Genomic DNA, 19952 nt, shown 5'->3' on the forward strand with positions numbered 1-19952 from the left:
CTAAGCTAAAACTTATAAACAGGATTTCTTAAAATGTGTTAATAAAAAACATGATAAAATAGGCCTAAACCCTTATAAATACTAGCTGTTTGCTTATCTTGCTAGTTCATAATTTAAAACACTGATAATTCATGGCAGATGGAGAAAAGTTGATCCCGATTAATATCGAGGATGAAATGAAGTCAGCATACATCGATTACTCGATGTCGGTCATAGTGTCACGTGCACTGCCAGATGTGCGCGATGGGCTAAAACCAGTTCACCGTAGGGTTCTTTATGGAATGTACGAGCTAGGTGTACTATCTAATAGAGCTTACAAAAAAAGTGCAAGAATTGTAGGAGAGGTACTTGGAAAGTACCATCCTCATGGAGATACATCGGTATACGATACAATGGTACGTATGGCGCAAGAATGGTCTTTGAGGTATATGATGGTTGATGGTCAGGGTAACTTTGGTAGTGTAGATGGAGATCCACCTGCAGCCATGCGTTATACTGAAGCCAGAATGCGTAAAATAAGTGAGGAAATGCTCGCTGATATCGATAAGGAAACGGTAGATACTCAACTTAATTTTGATGATACATTAAGCGAGCCTACTGTTCTTCCTACAAAAATACCTAACCTGCTCGTAAATGGAGCTAGCGGTATTGCAGTAGGTATGGCTACTAATATGCCACCGCATAACTTATCTGAAGTAGTAGATGGTACAATCGCCTACATTGAAGATAACGACATAACAGTTGATGAACTCATAAACCATGTAAAAGCACCAGATTTTCCAACAGGTGGAATTATTTACGGTTATGATGGAGTAAAAGAAGCCATGCATACTGGGCGTGGTCGCGTTAAAATAAGAGGTAGAGCACGTATTGAAGAGGTAAAAGGACGTGAATGCATAATCGTTGATGAGTTGCCATATCAGGTAAATAAAGCTGATATGATTAAGAAAACAGCCGATCTTATCAACGAGAAAAAACTTGAAGGAATCTCCTCCATAAGAGATGAATCCGACCGTAAAGGTATGCGTATCGTATATGTTCTTAAAAGGGATGCTATACCTAATATCGTGATTAATAAATTGTATAAGCATACTGCTTTACAATCAAGTTTTAGTGTGAATAACATTGCACTTGTAAACGGTAGACCGCAATTACTTAATGTTAAAGAGATGATCCACTATTTTGTGGAGCACAGACATGAGGTAGTAACTCGTAGAACAACTTTTGAATTGCGTAAAGCTGAAGAACGAGCACATATCCTTGAAGGATTAATTATTGCTAGTGATAATATCGATGAGGTTATTGCACTTATACGTTCTAGTAAAAATGGAGAAGAAGCGCGAGAAAAGCTAATTAAACGTTTTGAACTTTCTGAAATTCAAGCTAGAGCTATCGTTGAAATGCGATTGAGACAGCTTACAGGGCTAGAACAAGATAAATTACGATCAGAGTATAACGACCTTTTAGAAACCATCGCAGACCTTAAAGATATTCTTGCTAAAAAAGAGCGTAGAATGGCTATTATTAAGGAAGAACTTCTCGAGGTTAAAGAGAAATTTGGTGATGAGCGCCGATCAAAAATCGAGTATGCTGGTGGTGATTTGAGTATCGAAGATATGATACCAGATGAGCAAGTTGTAATCACAATTTCACATGCAGGTTACATTAAGCGTACTAGTTTGAATGAATATAAAATTCAGAATAGAGGTGGAGTAGGCCAGAAGGCAAGTACAACGCGTGATGCAGATTTCCTGGAGGATATTTTTATAGGAACAAATCATCAATACATGCTTTTCTTTACTGAAAAAGGTAAGTGTTTCTGGATGAGAGTTTATGAAATACCAGAAGGTAGTCGTACTTCCAAAGGTAGAGCTATACAGAATCTAATTAATATTGAGCAAGACGATAAGGTTAAAGCGGTAATTTGTACTCAAGATCTTAAAGACGAAGACTATATTAATAGTCATTATGTGATAATGGCTACTAAAAAAGGTCAGGTTAAGAAAACTTCTTTAGAACAGTACTCAAGACCTCGTTCAAATGGTATTAATGCAATTACTATTAAGGATGGAGATACCTTATTAGAAGCAAAACTAACGACTGGAGATAGCCACGTAATGTTAGGATTGAAGAGCGGTAAAGCAATTCGATTTGATGAATCAAAAACTAGGCCTATGGGTCGTAGTGCAAGTGGAGTTAGAGGAATCAGACTTGCGCACGACGATGATGAGGTTATAGGAATGGTATCTGTAAATGATATGGAATCTAATATTCTTGTCGTTTCTGAAAAAGGATACGGTAAAAGGTCAAGCCTAGAAGATTATAGAGAAACTAATCGTGGAGGAAAAGGTGTAAAAACAATCTCTGTTACTGAAAAGACAGGAAGTTTAGTGGCTCTTAAAAATGTAACTGACTCTGATGATTTAATGATTATCAATAAGTCTGGTGTTGCGATTAGAATCAATGTCTCTGACCTAAGAGTTATGGGAAGAGCAACGCAAGGAGTAAGGCTTATAAACTTAAAAGGTAACGATTCGATTGCTGCAGTTGCAAAAGTTGTTAAAGATGAAAACGACGACGATAGTCTTGAGGCAACGGAAAACGATGGCACAACTGTTGTGACCGATGATAGCGAAGAATAACAAAAATTTTAAAATGAAAAAAATAGTAACTATTATGTTTCTTTTTTGTGCAGTAATTGCTACTGCACAAAAGAAACAATTCAAAAAAATAGCAAAGGCAGTAGATAGAAATGACATCGCAGCTGCAATGGAAATTTTCAATACTCTAAATGAAAATGAAATAGAAGCTGATTATAAAGATGAGTATGCATTTTACAATGCATTCACTCTTTTTACAAATGCAACTGACGATGTTGATCAGCTTTTATTAGCTATGGATGAATTGAAAAAAGCTGAAGAGTTAGGGTTTGATGATGAGGTTAAATTTAGTTTTGTTGAAAGTTTAGGAAGACAATTGCTAGTTAAAAATGCAAGTAAATTAGCAAACTCAAATCCGCAAAAAGCTCTTTCAATAGTTAAAAAACTAGCTTCCTTTTACCCAGATGATCATTCAATGAAATTTAATACTGCTAATTTAGCGTACTCCACTGGAGAATTTGAAGAGGCTTTATTTTACTATGAAGAATTGTTTAATAATGGTTTCTCAGGAGAACAAGATATTTTTAAAGCTACTAGGGTAAAGGATGGGAAAGAAGAGATATTTCCTAATAAAGTCTTAGTAGAAGCTGCTATTGCTAAGGGAGAATACAAAAATTTAATAGTTGAGAAATCACCTTCTAATAGAGGAGTAATAGTTAGTAATTTAATCTGGCTTTACAAAAACTCTGGTCAAGATGCCAAAGCAAAAGAGGTTTTTGTAAATGCGTTTGATAGATATCCAAATGATGAATCTTTGAAAATAAACAAGGCAGATATGTATTTAACCTTGGGTATGATGGATGAATATAAAAAAGCTACTGAGGCGCTTGTAGATGAAGTTTCGGACCCAAAAGTTTTTGATAATCTTGGATTAGCCGCCGTTCAAAATAAAAATTATGATGAAGCTATTAAATATTTTAATTTAAGTTTATCTAAGAATCCTAATAATTTTGTTACTTTATATAATTTAGGCGCTATATATTTAGAAAAAGGAAACTTGGATTCTACTTCATATGATGATCAAGAAAAGTTATACAAAAGCGCAATCGATGTTTTTGAAAAAGCTTTAAAAATAAAGCCGGAAAATGCAAACGTAAAAGGTACTTTGTTAAGCTTATACGGAGCACTTGAAATGCAAGATAAAATCGATGCTCTTCAAGGAAAATAAAAAGTTTAAATATTACGCTTTCGCGAAAGCTTAAAATTAAAAAAGCCTCTCAATATTATGAGAGGCTTTTTTTAATTAGATAATTTTTTTGATTACCCTTAACTTGTGAGTATGCGAATTACTTTCTACATTGAAAATACCACTTTGATCTAAGCGATCTATTCTTATCTTGCCGTGGGCATGGATAATGTAATTATCTTGCATAACGACTCCTACATGAGTGATTAAACCTTCTTTATTATCAAAAAAGGCCAAATCACCTGGTTCTGATTCCTCTATAAAGCTTAAAGCTTCGCCAATATTTGCTTGCTGTGAAGCGTCTCTAGGAATGGAATGCCCGTTCAATCTATACACTAATTGTGTAAATCCGCTGCAATCGATACCCAATGGATTACGTCCACCCCATAAATATGATGTATTTAAAAAGAGTAAAGAGTTTTCGACTATTTTAGATTTTTCAATTTCTGCAAAATCATGATATTCTCCATTAAACTTGTCTCCTAAAAAAGCAGAAGAGCTTATTTGCGCACCAATACATATTGTAGATAACGATCCATCTTCATGTGTTACATGAGAAATTAAATCAGTACAATATGATTTGGGAAGTTGATGAATACTATGGTAGTCTTCTGACTCAATTTCCCTCAATTGTTTATTATCTATCCAACCTTCATATTTATCATGTGCAAGTCGTATCCTAGACCAACTTTTTCTTGGTTCGATAATTTTGAATATTTCCCCATATAGTACCTGAGATACTAGCTCACTTTTATCACTAGCTTCAGCTCTTAACGGAGCAATTGAAATTGGGCAAATACCGTATCTCATGTATTATAACATTTCTATAACCATAGCGCTTGCACCGCCGCCGCCGTTGCAAATAGCAGCAGCTCCTAATTTTCCGTCTTCTTGTTTAAGTACACTTAATAATGTAGTTACTATACGAGCACCGCTACAGCCTAATGGATGCCCTAGTGAAACCGCACCACCATACACATTAACGTTCTTATCATTAAGTCCCAATAGCTTCATATTTGCTAATCCAACAACTGAAAAAGCCTCATTGAATTCAAAATAATCTATTTCATCTTGAGAAACACCTGCTTTACTTAAAGCTTTGGGTAAAGCTTTTGCAGGAGCAACTGTAAAATGCTCAGGAGTCAGTGCTGCATCTGCATATCCTTTTACGTAAGCAATTGGACTAAGACCTAATTCTTTAGCTTTATCTTCACTCATCAAAAGTAACGCGGCAGCACCATCGTTGATCGTAGAGGCGTTTGCCGCTGTCACAGTACCATCCTTAGTAAATGCAGGGCGTAATGAAGGTATTTTATCCATTTTGACATTAGAGTATTCCTCATCTCTATCAACTACCAAATCATCACCACGGCGCTGTGGGACATGAACTGGAACTACTTCATCACTAAACTTTCCATTTGACCAAGCTTCACTAGATCTGTTATAAGATTGAATTGCAAATTTGTCTTGATCTTCTCTTGTAAAACTATGGTCTATAGCACACTGGTCAGCACATACTCCCATAGCATTTTTATCATAGGCGTCAATTAATCCATCTCGTTGCATTCCATCGACTAGAGTGCTAGGGCCAAACTTTGTAGCATTGCGTAGATGTGTATAATGTGGTATTTGACTCATGTTTTCCATTCCACCGGCAATGACAACATCAGCGTCTCCACAAGCTATTGATTGTGCTGCCATCATTATAGATTTCATTCCACTCGCACAAACTTTATTTACAGTAGTACAAGGAGTGTTTTTTGATATACCTGCTCCTAGAGCTGCTTGTCTAGCAGGTGCTTGACCCGTATTTGCTTGAACAACGTGACCCATAAAAACTTCTTGAACGAGGTTTGGATCAATTCCAGATTTATCTATTGCTCCTTTGATTGCTATGCTACCTAATTGTGTTGCAGGGATGGTTGATAGCTTTCCCATAAAGCTACCAATAGGTGTTCTTGCGTAGGATACAATTACTACTTTATTCATGATGTTTATCTTTACCTGCGAAAATACATAAAAACACTGCTTTTTAAAATTGTAAAGTGGTTAATTCAACCTTAAAGTAAAGGATGTCGTTTATAAAAAAATATTTTAAAATTGAACATTTGGCTTTATTTGTCATTTTGTTTCTGTCTACGGTTTTAATTGTTCTATTAACTCCGGAAAGTAATAGATTTTCATTACGATATCAACACGGTGAACCTTGGTCACAGGATGTTTTATACGCGCCTTTTGATTTCCCTGTTTACAAAACGAATGAGGAATTAATTTCAGAAAAAAAACAAGCAATAGAAAGTCAATTTCCGATATATACTTTTAAGAAAGTATCACTTGAAAATAAAAATTTTATTCTTGCGAATAGTGAAAAAGTTATTAGCGAAAATCTGAATAATGATTTAAATGAAATAATACTTAACTCTTACGAAACAGGTGTTATTTCTGATACCTTGATCAATCGTTCTATCATATTAGTTAAGAATGGTGAGGAAAGTATTATTAATACGGATAAACTTATTAGAAGAACTGAATTAAAAAAGAAAATAAGAAATTTACTTCCTGATTCATTATTTAATGTTTTTAATGTCCCTGAAGAAAATGTTTTCTTTAATAAGGAAGAAACGAATAAGAGGATTAATAATGCTATTTCAAATATTTTACCTATTGACTATTGGGTGAAACAAAATAGTAGAATAATAGCTAAAGGTGAAATAGTTCAAGGTGATAAGTTGAAAGTGCTAGATTCCTTGAATAGAAATTATGTAAAGAATTCAGACGTCAAAGATCGACTGATTAGTAAAATTAGTAAAGGAGCAATAATTTATGTTCTATTATTAGCGTTTTATCTGTATATCAAAAAATTTAATGGAGCACTTTTATTGATCAATAAGAATATTATTTTCATTCTATTCAATACATTATTGTTCATTTGTTTAGGAATATTTTTCTCGTATAGTTATCCTGATTATATATTAATTATACCTTTTGTAATTTATTCTTTGATTCTTCAATCATTTTTTTCTACAAGATTGGCTTTATTTTGTAGTGTCTTAGTAACTCTTGTCATAAGCCTTAATGTTTTAAATCCCCTTATTTTTATAACACAACAAATATTGATTTCAATTGTAGCCTTAACCTCAAATGCAAAAATTTATAATCGAGCTAATTTATTTTTAGTGGTTGTTAAAATTCTAATTATTTCTACGATTATTTGGATTTCATTTTCATTATTTAGTGATGCGGATTTCACTATTAAATGGGAAAAATTAGGGCAGATAGTAATCAGTAGTATTCTCGTCTTAATGATTTATCCTCTCATATATGCTTATGAAAAAGTTTTTAATATGACGAGTGATATTTCATTACTTGAATTAGGAGACACCAATGCTCCATTGTTAAAAAGACTATCCAATGAAGCGCCAGGAACCTTTCATCACTCTTTGAATGTGGCAAATATAGCAGAATATCTGGCAAGTGAAATTGGAGCAAATTCGATGTTGGTAAGAGTAGGTGCTTTATATCACGATATAGGAAAAATTAGCAATCCGACTCTATTCATCGAAAATCAAACGAATGGAATTAATCCTCATGATGATCTAGCACCAAAAGAAAGTGCAAGCATAATAATAAACCATATATTACTAGGAGTAGAGTTAGCTAAGGAGTACAATATTCCTGATAGAATAATTGACTTTATAAGAACCCATCATGGAGATTCTCTTGTCAAATATTTTTATCATAAAAACAAAGAGCTTGATCCAAACACAGTTAAAGAGAATTTTAGCTATCCGGGTCCTAAACCATTCAGTAAAGAAACAGCATTATTAATGATAAGTGATAGTATAGAAGCAGCTTCAAAGAGTGTACAACAACCGACTGCACAAAAATTTGATAGACTAGTGGAAACTGTTATAGATGGACATTTAAATAGTGGTCAGTTTGATAATTCTGATTTAACTTTAAAAGAAATTAAAAAGGTCAAACTGTTGATAAAAAAGAAGTTAAACAGTATTTATCATGTTAGAATTGAATATCCCGAATAAAAAACGTAAAAATGTTTTGTGAAAACTAATTCTTTGCCGTAGATTTGCAACCGCTTTGAGAAATTGAAGTAAGTTCTTAAATTTTTGGAGAGGTGCCAGAGTGGTAATGGAGCAGATTGCTAATCTGTCAACGCGCAAGCGTTGCCCGGGTTCGAGTCCCGGTCTCTCCGCAGCATTCTCCAATGTTTTTCGGGGTGTAGCGTAGCCCGGTCATCGCGCCTGCTTTGGGAGCAGGAGGTCGCAGGTTCGAATCCTGCCACCCCGACTTCAACTGGTAACAGTTGCAAACAAAACCTTGTAAATCTTATGATTTACAAGGTTTTATTGTTTTAACCCTTTCATATCATTTGATATGAAATGATATGAAAAGGTTAGCATAAAGGTTAGCATCCCAATTATGTGAAATATGCTAACCGATTAACCAGTAAAACCTTATTGAGATATAGTTGATTTGACATTCGTCTAGTAATTAATAACAATTTAAAGACGACAACTATGCAAACAAGGTCAACATTTAGCCTGCTATTCTATTTAGATAAGGCAAGAGCAAAAAACGGACAAGCAACACTTAAGGCAAGAATTACGGTAAACGGGAAACGCTCAACATTTAGCTTGAACCGTAAGGTGGATATAAGTAAATGGAGTATTGCTAAATCGAGAATGACCGGCTCCAGTAGTGAGGCTAGAAATGTAAACAGATGTATTGATAACGTTCAAGTCAAGGTACAAGAAGCCTTTGATCAACTGGAAAGGGAAGGAGTTCATATTTCAGCACAGGCTATTAAATCTCGTTATTTAGGAGAGGATAAACAAGAGTACACGTTACTTGAACTAGTCGACTACCACAATGACAAGGCAAAAGAAACATTGTCTTGGGGAACACGTAAGAACTACTATACTACCTTAAAATATTTAAAACTATTTCTTCGGGATAAATTGAAAGTAGAGGATATCTACCTTTCCAAATTATCATATCAATTTTTGATAGACTTTGAAAATTTTCTACGCAAGCATACCCCAACGGACCATCAAAAGAAGATGGGAAATAATACGGTCATGAAACACATTCAAAGGTTACGTAAACTAGTGACGATGGCTTATAAAATGGAATGGTTAGAGCGTGATCCTTTCATCAAGTTTAAGCCTACCTATATCAAAAACGAACGAGAGTTCCTGAATGAAACCGAATTACAAAAGCTACTTGAGTTGAATTTTTCGATCAAAAGGCTAGAGGTTGTAAAGGATCTGTTTGTTTTTGCTTGTTACACAGGATTGTCCTACATAGATGTTATGAATTTAACCGAAGATAATTTAGTAACTGGAATTGATGGTGGTGTTTGGATAGTCACAAGTAGACAAAAAACTAACAATAGTGTAAAAATTCCATTACTGGATCTACCTCAAGAATTGATCTCTATATATCAAAAGGATATTAGAATAAAAGACAACCATTTATTCCCCAATTTATCTAATCAGAAGTTAAATGCTTATTTAAAGGAGATTGCCGATCTTTGTGGTATTCGCAAACGATTAACTTTCCATGTTGCTAGACATACATTTGCAACTACAGTTACACTAGGTAATGGAGTGCCTATTTCCACTGTCAGTAAGCTTCTAGGCCACTCTAAAATAGCAACAACTCAAATTTATGCACGTGTACTAGAGAGTAAAATCAGCGAAGATATGCAAGCATTAAAAGATGTACTTATCCAAAAGAAAGGCAATGGATCTAAACATAAACAACTGTCTATAGAGGGAATAAAATAGAATGGAGTTTTGGTTTAATCGAATATTATAGTTTTATTTCCATCCAGATCAGTCGCCAACGCCGCTCCATTATAAAAAGGCTCTAGTAGTAAATAACGCTCTTTGTAGATAGGGTTCCCTTTTAGGTCAATGTGAAACCAGCCTTGTTCATCTTTAGCGCAAGCGAGACCTTTATGATACACGTTTAAGTCTTGAAAAAGTTTATTATGTACTCTAGATCCGTCATTATAGATATGAGTAAAAAAGTTGTTTTGTAATTGTACACAAGCGATGGCTTCTTTAAAATCTCCAGCATATTGGAAAGACTCATCGTAAAGTCTTTTTCCATTTTCATCTATATGAAAATAGGCACTACCTTGGTCTTTTACGGTACAAACATTTTGTTGGTAATTACCTGTCCATTTGTACCGTTCCTTGTAGATAGCTTGCCCTTTTAGATCTATGTGGTAAGCACCGTCATAATCTATTACAGCAGCTTTATTATAGTAGTACCCGAAGGTTCTGAGATAACGCTTGTCATAGATAGGTTTTCCTTTTATATCGATATGATAGGCGCCAGAACCATCAGCAACAGCGGCCAAACCTTCTTTATGAAAATTAAGCGCTGTCAGGTACTTTTTATCAAATAATGGCTGACCTTTATTAGAATAGCCTGTTTGATTTTTATTAAGCTTTATTTCGTTCCATTCCATTATTTGATAAACGTTAAGATAGTTTGTAATTCATTTAATGATTTTGCCTCTTGAAAAATAAATCCAGACTTATTTGCTAATGCTATGTATTCATAAGATGAACGCTCAAAGCTTTCGCACAAGGCCAGCATATTTAGCGATAGAAGTGAAAGATCGATATTAATTTTATCTGTACAGTTTTCAATAACATACAAATGTCCTTTTTCTGGCAAAGCGTCATAGGTATTCTTAAGTATTTTAGATGCTTTATCATCATTCCAATCGTGTAGAATTCTTGAGAGAATAATGGCATCAGAAACTTTTGGTATTTCATTAAAAAAGCTACCTGATTTAAGGAATATATCATCCCTAAGATCGCAATTTTCAATTACGGATGGTAGATCAAAAACATAGCACTCTAATTGAGGGGATTTCTCCTTAATTTCCGATATGGCAGCTCCGTATCCAGCACCTACATCCATTATGCTTTTATGTTTACTGAAATTAATCTTATTTGGAAGATTTTGATAGTCATCTTTCGCGTAAGCGAACATAGCTTTATGGTACTGGTCTAATTTTCCTTTATCACGACTTATAAATTCAAAATAATCCTGACCATAATTATTTTGAAAAAAGCTTTTTCCTGTTTTTATAGATTCATCTAGAGCCATCCAGGCCTTCAAGTGATCTCCACACCAATTTAGACAAGCGTATTTTAAGGTTTTGGGATGATTTTCTGTAAGTAGGACAGATATTTCATTTAGAGCATAACTGCTTTTTTCTTTATCCAAAAACTTGATACTTACTAATCCCTCTAATAGCAGCTCGATGTGCTTTTTAGCTATAACCAATTCCTTTGAGATTACTAGTGATGTTTTACTGCCTGATTCTAAAATGTCAAATATGTCGATCTTGCAAGCTGCACTGACAGTCATATACTTCCAGTGTTCCGTAAAAAACGACTTAAGAAAATCTCGTTTATTCATTTGACAACTTCTTTTTGATACTGGAAATCTGACTTTCGGTTAAACCACAGGAAAGTAGATAGTTTTTTATTCCGCCTTCATTTTTAATGACATCTAGTGCAATATTGAGTTTTTGAAGAGAAACATCCATTTCACTTGCTAAGTAGTCGGTGTATATAGTTTCTATTGATGCTTCTAGTAAAAGGTGAATCATAGAAAACAGTATTCCTGTGCGATCTTTACCTGCGTGACAGTGAATGGCTATAGCACCTTCTTTTTGCTCTAGAATGTTCTCAAAGACTTTTTTTACGGAATCCTTACAGCCCATTGCAAAAAAACGATAGGCAATTTCGTGATTAGTACCTATCCTATATTTCTCTTTAAACCATTCTGGTTGATCCCAAGGGTCAAATGGAGCCTTTACATATTCAATAGTGTTTTTTATTTCTTCAGAATACTCAATATCATCAATTTCTCGATCAGCCCTTAAATCTACAATAGTTTTTATGTCGTGTTTTTCTATTTTTTCGATATTGAATAGATCAAAAACTGAAGCTCGATAAACTTGCCCTTTTTTTATTTTCAAATTGAATTTTGAAAGATCTCTGAAATTCTTCATAAGGGTTTTCTCATTACACAAGTTTTGCAGACCTCTTTAGACTTATAATTAGCAACTAAATCTTTATAGGAATCACTATTTAATACTTCTTGAATAGTAGAATCTTTGATATTGCCAAAATCTCCTAGCGATTGCCTTAAATGATCTGGTGCGCAGCAAGGTGATATTTTACCAGTTGCTGATATCCATAACTCTTTGGTTAAGAATGGACATTCGTAGTCTGAAGGTACTTCTTCGATTTCGATATTATTTATTGCAGTGATATTTTCTAACAATACTTTTTCACCATTTGGTTTTTTGAATTTTTCTGCTGTAGCGTGAGCTGCTGTAACATGGTTATTCCATTCGGCTACACTTTCTGGTGTTGCTCTCATAGATAGTGATTTAATCTCGTCAAAATGATCCCATAGTTGATGTCCTTTAACTCTATCAGCTCCTAGTGAAGCAGCTAGTTTAATAATATCCGATAACTCATGCATATTATTTCGCATAAAGGTCAGCTGCAAGGTTACGCGACAGTAGTATCCATGCGATTTGAAATATGCATCCCTATAGTCTATAAATTCTTTTATGTTTTGTTTCGCTTTCGCGAAAGCGAGACCCAGCATTACATTTTCTGAGGTTTCAGCCGTAGCGCCATTCCAACTTATTTTAACATCCGTGGTATTTGGAACTATTAAGCGTGCCCAGTCCAGAACCGTTTTTTTAGGAAAGGTTCCATTGGTAGTTAGGTTTATTTTGATGTTGTGCTGTTTAGCTAACTCAAATATTTGGTCAAATTGTTTGTACAACAATGGTTCTCCCATTGTGGATGGAATTATTTCTTTAACTCCTAAAGAAGCTGCTTGTTCAAAAATCTCTTCCACGGTTTTGAAATCCATTCGGCGTCGTTTTATTCCTGTTGTTTTATAAAGGTTAGGAATAAAATCGCTGTATGGACTATGCTCTTCGCACATAATACACTTGAGATTACAATCTTCTGGATTAGTATCTAGTGTTACTCGCCATAGGTTTTTAGCTGGGACAAATGACTTGTATATTTCTTCTAACTTTTCACAATGTTCGTTTATAGAAACTACCTGACCGTCTTGAGAATATAGATAACCTTTCTGACCAAGCTTTTTCATTTTATCTGGATTACTGACGGCACCTACTAGTTGCAAGTGTAAATCATTTGCATCCCTATGCTTAAAAAGTAATCCATTGATATTATGTTTTACGTATTCTTTCATTCCGCCAAAATCTGCGGTAATTACAGGAACTTCACAAGCTTGTGCCTCGTGAATGACTAATGGCGAATTTTCTGCCCATATAGACGGAACTACAATACAATCTACTTTAGAAAAAACGTCTTTGACAATGTTTTCATTATGGTATTCTGGTAAAAACTTGATCTCATTACGGGAAGATGATGCTAGTCGTTTTAAGGCTTGAGTGCTTTGGCCTTTTTCACGCCCATAAATAAGCAGTCTTGCAGGTTGTTCAAGCCTTTTAAAGGCTTCTATTAAAAGGTTAATCCCTTTTGCTGGTATGTGTGTGCCAATGTAGCCAAATGTAAAAAGCTGCCTCTTGTTTTTTTCAATAGGTGGTTTTAAATAAGACGTATCAAACCCATAATCTAAATACTGAATTTTAGACTTAGGAATATCAAAATCTGTAATAAAGCGATTCATTAAGTATTTAGCCGGAGCAATAAATAAATCAACTTTATTTATAATGGCTTTGGTTTCCTTCATTCGCCTTTCAGTCCATCCAGTCCAGTTTTCTAAATCTATGTTTTCTTCCTTCTCTTTTCCACTAAAATAAACGCGGTAGCAGTCTGAGGCGCATTTACTGTGATCTTGTTTATCGCATAATTGGTGATTGTTTTCTAAGCCAATACTTCTCGTTAGGAATTGTCCTCTAGGGCACATTAACCAGAAATCGTGTAGGGTAAATATGATAGGAATATCGAGTTTCTTTAAAACATCTACAATTCCTGTAGATAAATGATTGAGATGTCCTATGTGAGCTATATCTGGTTTTAAATCTAAGACCAGTTCTTCAAAAGCTTCATCTATAGCTTTATGCCGGTAGCCATCTTTTCCTTGTGGATTATTGATGAAATATAGCGCTGTTTTTTCAGAAACAATTTCTGTTCTTATTTGAAAATCGGGTGCATAGATGTTTTCTTCTCTAGTGAAAACAGAGACCTTATGTTTTTTAGAAAGCTCTTTTACGATTGTTTTACTATACACCTCGCTACCCGCATTATATAAAGGCGGATAGCCGTGTATTATTTTAAGTATGTGCATTAATTATTACGCGGAATTAATTCAAGAGACCAAAGTTAAAAAATGTAGGGTTGATTTTTTATTATGGATATTAACAATTCATATTTAAATCATTCTCCTCAGACCATTCACGTATTAATTCTATCGCCTTTTCATTAGGTTCTTGATTCATTTTACCGGCAACCTGAACTATGGCTGTACCTCTTACCTCTATAGTTACAAATGGCTTTTTAATCTTATTTCTTAATTTACTCAAGCTAAAGACATGAGTAGAACCTTCATAACAACTTGTTGCATAACTGAATACGCAATGGTGTAGCGTTTTACTTTCTTTAAGTAATCGCTTTCCATCTGTAATTTCTTCGATGACATAGGAAAAAGTTTTGTCAATAGACATCCATTTTTCAATGGGTAAAGGATCCCACTTATACCTTAAATATTCTGGATTATAGGTATAAGTGATTCGCCAGTTATCAACAGCACGCTGCACAGAGGTAAGTGTTCTTCCCTTTATTGAATACTGTAGCGGCTGCTCATCGTAATAACGCTGTGCTTCAAAATAATCTATTAAATGTGCTAGATTGTAGTCATCTTCAAATTCGTACTGGTATTTGCAAATAAAACGAAAAATACTTTTCCAGAATTCAATATCTCTTTTAAAAGTAGCTAGCTGATCTCTAAATATTTTACTTGCTTCTAGGGTTTTATTTAATACGAAATGCTGCTTTGGCTGTTCTTTTAGAATAGTAGCTGCGAGGACAAATCGCTCAAGTATGTTATCCTCTACATCAGGTAGTTCAATCTTTGTGTTTTGTAAAATAGCATTTTCAGTCTTTGAAATTTTTAAAGATGACGGTAGTATTTTTCTTAGGCTTTTTCCTTCTATAATATTAATAATGAGGTCGAATTCTTCTTTAGAGCAATTAATTAAATAAGGAAATAAAAAGTTGGGTACCGGTTTCGTGATAAAAAGATACTCTGTAAGTCTTTTTAAATCTGTTTTGAATATACTCCCTTCATAGGGGATGTGATAAGCACGCATAGGTTTTAAAAAAGACCTAATCATCAAATCTGGTCGTTCAGAAATGATAAAAATGTTCATCAGCAAGTACTGTGCATCTTTGTGACTTCTCAATACAACGTCGTGTTTTAAAAAATCTTGAGTTAGACTTATGCTAATTTTAAATTGTGATTGAGTCTGACTAGTTATGGGTTTATGTGTTTTAAACGCCCATAAAACTGCAGAAATGATTTGGCTATATGACTGGCTAGCATAACTTCTGGCTGTATTTAATTCAGTAAGCCATCGTAGTAATCTATTGATAACAGTAAATTCTGACCAAAGAATAACATGACTCAAATCATTTTCAACATCCAACTCATTATCAACGTATTCAATAGTATGTTCAATTATTAAAAGTTGACTCTCGTCTAGTAATTCTCTAGCTTCATCTGACTGATGCCATAAACGTCTATTATAAGTGTCTTTAAAATACCTCATACGTTCACTCACAAAGCTCTTTAAAATGCTCGTAAATCATTACCATAGCAAGTGTATCTAACTCACAATAACGCAATAAGGCAGCTCTAGTCTCTTTACGTTCACTATCTGAAACAAATGGGTCTTGTAAATGTGAATAAGCGAAAAGAGCTGCTCCACCATCAGCTATCTGTCGTACTTCTTTGCTTGCATTATCAATCGCGTTTTCTAGATCTTCATTAGAAATACCATCAAAAAGAGGCGGCAATAGTTTATAAGGATTAACGGGAACCCCATTTTCTAAGGTTAGAAAGGTGTAATTCTCATCAAAATTCAGTGAAGTCAGATTGATATCCTTGATAGGTTTCGTGTATTTTTCTTTAAGGAATGTACTTGAATCTAAAACAGCAGGCAGTATCGCTTTTATAGAATTAGATCCGCCTGTTTGAGGATGGTAATAATTTCTTACTACCGTTTGTTGTAAATCAATCATATCTCGTTCTCCTGCAGGATAACGTCGTGCACTACTATTAGTAGGGTGTGCTATAGACTCAATGAATGCACATAGTTCTTTTTTATCTTTTTCATCAGAATCAAGCAACTGTCCATAGGTTACGTTTACAATGGTATTCTCGTGATTATGATATCTAAATATGGAACCATTATTTTGTTCTAAAGATGCTTTTAATGCACGTAAGAAATCAAAATTTGGGAATACACTTATCTCAAGATTGATGTAATCTGAGTGATGTTCTACACGACCATCTTCATATACGATATGATGGCTAAACTGAAACGCCAGCTGCTCATAGGGTCTCATTCCAGAAGTAAAAGGAATCGCCACAGCACAAGTCTCAAAGTCGATAAAGTTTAGCGGATATTTCCACTGACTCATTTGAAGGCGTAGATTCTCAATATCTACGGCAATAGTTGGGTCATGATTAATTGTTTTTTCAATTTGAATCCATTGTCTATCTGAACGACTCATTCCATACGCACTAGGATCGTTTTTTACATCATCTCTGGTGAGCTCATCCATAAAATAACGATGCTCCTTTAATGCGTTTTTAGCAGGATTGTTCCATACATCATAAGTTTTAGGGTCGTTGATACGCTTTCGCGAAAGCGTAATTAAATCAGGTCTCTGTTTAGGTAGTTCCATCATCCAGCAAACGTGGAAGCCACTTTCTTGCTTTGGACCTGGGTTATCATCTTTGTACTCACAACCTTTGCAATGTGCTCCAATAGGGGTGTTGATTTTTATGTTATCTCGATAATGATCTCTGTAAAACAAAACCATTTCTTCAAAGGTCCGCTCTGGCTCTTGCGGATTTTTAGAATAGATGAGATTTATTTCTTCATCTACTGAAATAAGAGCTAAAATGGAATCACCGATAGAGTCTTTGCTTATAAATGGTGGTACAATAACACCAGTACGCAAGTCAGCATTGGGGTCTATTTTAAAATAACTGTGCAAACCACTTATGGTAGTACGTTTTGATTTATCTACAAGATTGAGATAGGCATTTATTTTCCATTCTGGATGGCATTTTTGTATTACATATTGCTGAAATGCCACGTCGTATAGATAGGGCTGCATACCACTGACTATAGTTCCTTTTTTAGTAATAAAAGTGTGATGATGAGCGCCGTCTATAGACTTAGCTTTTACTTCTATCAATTTAACTCTATTGCCTTTCTTTTCAAGAATATCAACACGTATGAATAGTCCACCGTAAAGAAATGCTGCTTCAAAAATGGTTACGTTCTCCTTTTCTAAAAGTAATGCCGTACGCTCTGCAAGCTTGTCGTAGTCCCGGTCTTCACCGAGAATAGCTTTACCTTCTGGATAGTATAAACGAGCAAGTTCTTCTACCTGAAAACCGCCTTGCGCCAGTCCTTGTAAAAAGGAATCACTTTCACTAGAATCTTTATAGATAGGATTTCGTGTGTAATATAGCTTGGTCGGACAATCTAGCGCTAGTTTAAATCTTGATTTTGTGAGATAGCGTGGTTTAGGCATTTTCTAAGTTGATTTCGTTGACCTTTTGATAATATTTTTTTATGAATTCTAAAGAGGTGTTTACGATTAAGTCAATATTTTGTTGTCTAGTTTTTGAATCAAGAAATAAATTCAAAGTGTCTAATTTTGATAGGTTCATCCATTTCGAATTCGTGTCATAAATTTGTTCCCATTCAGGGAATACAAACCATTCTTGACAATCTGGTCTTATTTGCTTTGCAATTTTCTCATCTCTAGTTTTATTAAAAACTCCGATCATAAGTTTGCCTTCGTGATGAGACTTTGGATCTCCTTTAAAGGACTCTATGCTAAAACGTAGTACATGGTCATCTACACCTTTAGTATGAAGCCAAATTTGAGAAAATTTATAGTTTACATCATTTCCATGATAAATATCTAATCCGAATTTTTCAACTTGTTCCTTTAGACTTTTAAAAACATCATTTTTAATTTCGCGTTTAATCTCATTTTTTACATTATAGTAGTTATGATGAATTGTCGAAGCAATTTTAAAATTATCCTTAAGTAATTGGGTCATTTGGTTTTTTAAAGATTCGTCCATTTGAAAGGTGAGTTTTTTAATTAATAATAAGTACTGTTTTAGAGATTCTCTCAGTATAGGTTCGTTGTAGGCATGTTGTAAACAATCCTCAATCCATAATCGAATATCCTTTGAATAGCTTATTCGTTGATAATCACTCTCGTTTAAAGACTGAATAACTTCATTTTTACCGTTAGTTATTTGAATACTATTCTCAGCTGCGTGTATTCCATCCAGCGTTAGATAAATTACTAAATTATTATCCCTTTGATAATTATAATAGCGCACCAACTGGCCATTTTGATCAGTAGCATAAATTTTATTTTCTATTGTTATATATTGATTTTTAGACTTTAATAGAATATCAATTCGTCCGCCAGTTCCTTTTTTTAAGTTTATTTTTCCGACTGATTGTTCTTTTTTCACTACTACTCCATGTGATAAGAATGTTTCACTAAATTCCATGTAATCATCAGAGCGAGTTTTCAAAACAAGGTTATCTTTCAGTACACGATTTAGAAATAATTTTAGGAAAACATTTCCTTTGTGATGCGAACCTTTAGGATTCAATAATTCAGCTATAAATGCCGAGTGAGTATTCTCTTCGTAATGCTCTATTTTGCATATTTTGAAAATATTGAAATCTTCACCTTTTAATTTTCGTATACGTTCATCTTGCTTCAAGAGTCTTGAGGTTTGTGAAAGCAAATTCTTTGCGTCTATTATCTCTAAATCATCCATTTACCGATAGTTTTCTAATTATATAATCCATTCATTATTTGAATCTCTCCAGCAATCTTATCCCTAAACCAATCCGGCTCCACAACTTCGACCATAGCACCTAGCTTAAGTATCTGAGTCATAAACTCAAAATTGGGTTTTAATTGATAGGTAACTGTTCCCCATTCATTTTCATTTAATCCATCCACACATACTTGTGAATGGTGTAAGGGTAAACTGCGTAAATACTTAATCTGTCTATTGTCTGCTTTTAGTACTACAGTTTGAATTTCTTTAGTCTCATTATAATTCAGTCCTATGACATCCAGGAATTGTTTCAATTGCGCTTCTTCATTTTTGATAGTAGCTCCTTTATCTTCTAACACTTCTAACTGATCAATTCTATCAAGCCCAAAAGTGCGTATCTCTGTCATTCCATCAGGTACTGCGATAAGGTACCAGCGATTTAAGTACTCTTTAAGCCTTAAAGGAGTTACGATATATTTTTTACTGGTTTCTTTATAATAGTTTACTTTGAGAAAAGATAGCTTACGTTTAGATGAAATGCCTTTAAAAGCATTTTTCATATTGAATAGTCCCTTAAAAGAGCTGCTATCATCAGGGATTACCCATTTCTGGAAGGTTTTGTAATCCTTAAGTCCAGTTTCATAGAGCTCAGCTAGTGATGATAATTCTGCAAATTTGAAAAAAGTACCCAGTCGTTCTGGATCTTCTTCTAACCGATAACCACGCATAGCTCTGTCATAGATAATATCTAGACCAAAATCAGTTTTTAAAGTCGTAAAATCACGCTCTATTGTCCGTTCACTTACTTCACTATCTATTTGTTCTGTGATTTTATCCATTAACTCTGCTTTTGTGACGCCTGGTTTATTATTGATATAATAAATAATGCGTTCTAGCCTTTTCAATAGTTTGTAATTAGCCATTCGAAAATTGTTTTACAAAGGTGGTTTGTTAGTTCGCCAAAAGATGACGCTGTA

General features: G+C 34.3%; 14 protein-coding genes and 2 tRNA genes. 6 read left to right on the top strand and 10 right to left on the bottom strand.

All coding sequences use genetic code 11. The features are described from left to right. The first annotated feature begins 131 nt into the window (after nucleotides 1-131). A complete protein-coding gene (gene gyrA / locus AAT17_RS12435) occupies nucleotides 132-2642 on the top strand; it encodes a DNA gyrase subunit A (RefSeq protein WP_060524745.1) in 2511 nt (836 codons plus the stop codon). 13 nt (nucleotides 2643-2655) lie between these two features. Continuing rightward, a complete protein-coding gene (locus AAT17_RS12440; protein ID WP_172792958.1) occupies nucleotides 2656-3828 on the top strand; it encodes a lipopolysaccharide assembly protein LapB in 1173 nt (390 codons plus the stop codon). 75 nt (nucleotides 3829-3903) lie between these two features. On the opposite strand, the gene AAT17_RS12445 is transcribed toward AAT17_RS12440, so the two are convergent. Beyond that, nucleotides 3904-4656 (bottom strand): C40 family peptidase, encoded by a 753-nt coding sequence (locus AAT17_RS12445; RefSeq protein ID WP_060524749.1) that lies wholly within the window; start codon nucleotides 4654-4656, stop codon nucleotides 3904-3906. Nucleotides 4657-4659: 3 nt separating this feature from the next. Beyond that, a complete protein-coding gene (locus AAT17_RS12450) occupies nucleotides 4660-5835 on the bottom strand; it encodes an acetyl-CoA C-acyltransferase (protein ID WP_060524751.1) in 1176 nt (391 codons plus the stop codon). A gap of 83 nt (nucleotides 5836-5918) precedes the next feature. On the opposite strand from AAT17_RS12450, the gene AAT17_RS12455 reads away from it, so the two are divergent. From AAT17_RS12455 to AAT17_RS12470, 4 genes are all read left to right on the top strand, one after another. Beyond that, entirely contained in the window at nucleotides 5919-7889 is a 1971-nt protein-coding gene (locus AAT17_RS12455) for an HD family phosphohydrolase (protein ID WP_082586971.1), read from the top strand. 86 nt (nucleotides 7890-7975) lie between these two features. Then, nucleotides 7976-8059 (top strand) — tRNA-Ser (locus AAT17_RS12460). Between the two features lie 20 nt (nucleotides 8060-8079). Beyond that, a tRNA-Pro gene (locus AAT17_RS12465) sits at nucleotides 8080-8154 on the top strand. Between the two features lie 230 nt (nucleotides 8155-8384). Next, nucleotides 8385-9656, top strand: coding sequence for a site-specific integrase (locus AAT17_RS12470; protein ID WP_060524755.1), 1272 nt, complete (start codon nucleotides 8385-8387; stop codon nucleotides 9654-9656). Between the two features lie 14 nt (nucleotides 9657-9670). Here AAT17_RS12470 and AAT17_RS12475 read toward each other — a convergent pair whose 3' ends face one another. From AAT17_RS12475 to AAT17_RS12515, 8 genes are all read right to left on the bottom strand, one after another. Next, on the bottom strand, nucleotides 9671-10348 hold the full coding sequence (locus AAT17_RS12475; protein WP_060524757.1) for a methyltransferase: 678 nt from the start codon (nucleotides 10346-10348) through the stop codon (nucleotides 9671-9673). After that, nucleotides 10348-11262: a methyltransferase gene (locus AAT17_RS12480; RefSeq protein ID WP_060524759.1), complete on the bottom strand. Its 915-nt coding sequence runs from the start codon at nucleotides 11260-11262 to the stop codon at nucleotides 10348-10350. The genes AAT17_RS12475 and AAT17_RS12480 overlap by 1 nt, the downstream gene beginning before the upstream one ends. 43 nt (nucleotides 11263-11305) lie before the next feature. Beyond that, nucleotides 11306-11911, bottom strand: coding sequence for a tyrosine-protein phosphatase (locus AAT17_RS12485; protein WP_060524761.1), 606 nt, complete (start codon nucleotides 11909-11911; stop codon nucleotides 11306-11308). Then, entirely contained in the window at nucleotides 11908-14205 is a 2298-nt protein-coding gene (locus AAT17_RS13230) for a glycosyltransferase (RefSeq protein WP_082586973.1), read from the bottom strand. The genes AAT17_RS12485 and AAT17_RS13230 overlap by 4 nt, the downstream gene beginning before the upstream one ends. A 70-nt stretch (nucleotides 14206-14275) precedes the next feature. Beyond that, on the bottom strand, nucleotides 14276-15697 hold the full coding sequence (locus AAT17_RS12500) for a PcfJ domain-containing protein (protein ID WP_157539282.1): 1422 nt from the start codon (nucleotides 15695-15697) through the stop codon (nucleotides 14276-14278). Further along, nucleotides 15690-17687 (bottom strand): DUF2779 domain-containing protein, encoded by a 1998-nt coding sequence (locus AAT17_RS12505; protein ID WP_060524765.1) that lies wholly within the window; start codon nucleotides 17685-17687, stop codon nucleotides 15690-15692. Before AAT17_RS12505 ends, AAT17_RS12500 begins: the two co-directional genes overlap by 8 nt. After that, the gene (locus AAT17_RS12510; protein ID WP_082586974.1) at nucleotides 17680-18969 is read right to left on the bottom strand and encodes a PD-(D/E)XK nuclease family protein; all 1290 of its coding nucleotides are present in this window, start codon (nucleotides 18967-18969) and stop codon (nucleotides 17680-17682) included. The genes AAT17_RS12505 and AAT17_RS12510 overlap by 8 nt, the downstream gene beginning before the upstream one ends. 14 nt (nucleotides 18970-18983) lie before the next feature. Continuing rightward, nucleotides 18984-19898, bottom strand: coding sequence for a YafY family protein (locus AAT17_RS12515; protein ID WP_060524769.1), 915 nt, complete (start codon nucleotides 19896-19898; stop codon nucleotides 18984-18986). Nucleotides 19899-19952 lie beyond the last annotated feature (54 nt).

Source organism: Nonlabens sp. MIC269 (assembly GCF_001430865.1).
GTDB lineage: Bacteria > Bacteroidota > Bacteroidia > Flavobacteriales > Flavobacteriaceae > Nonlabens > Nonlabens tegetincola.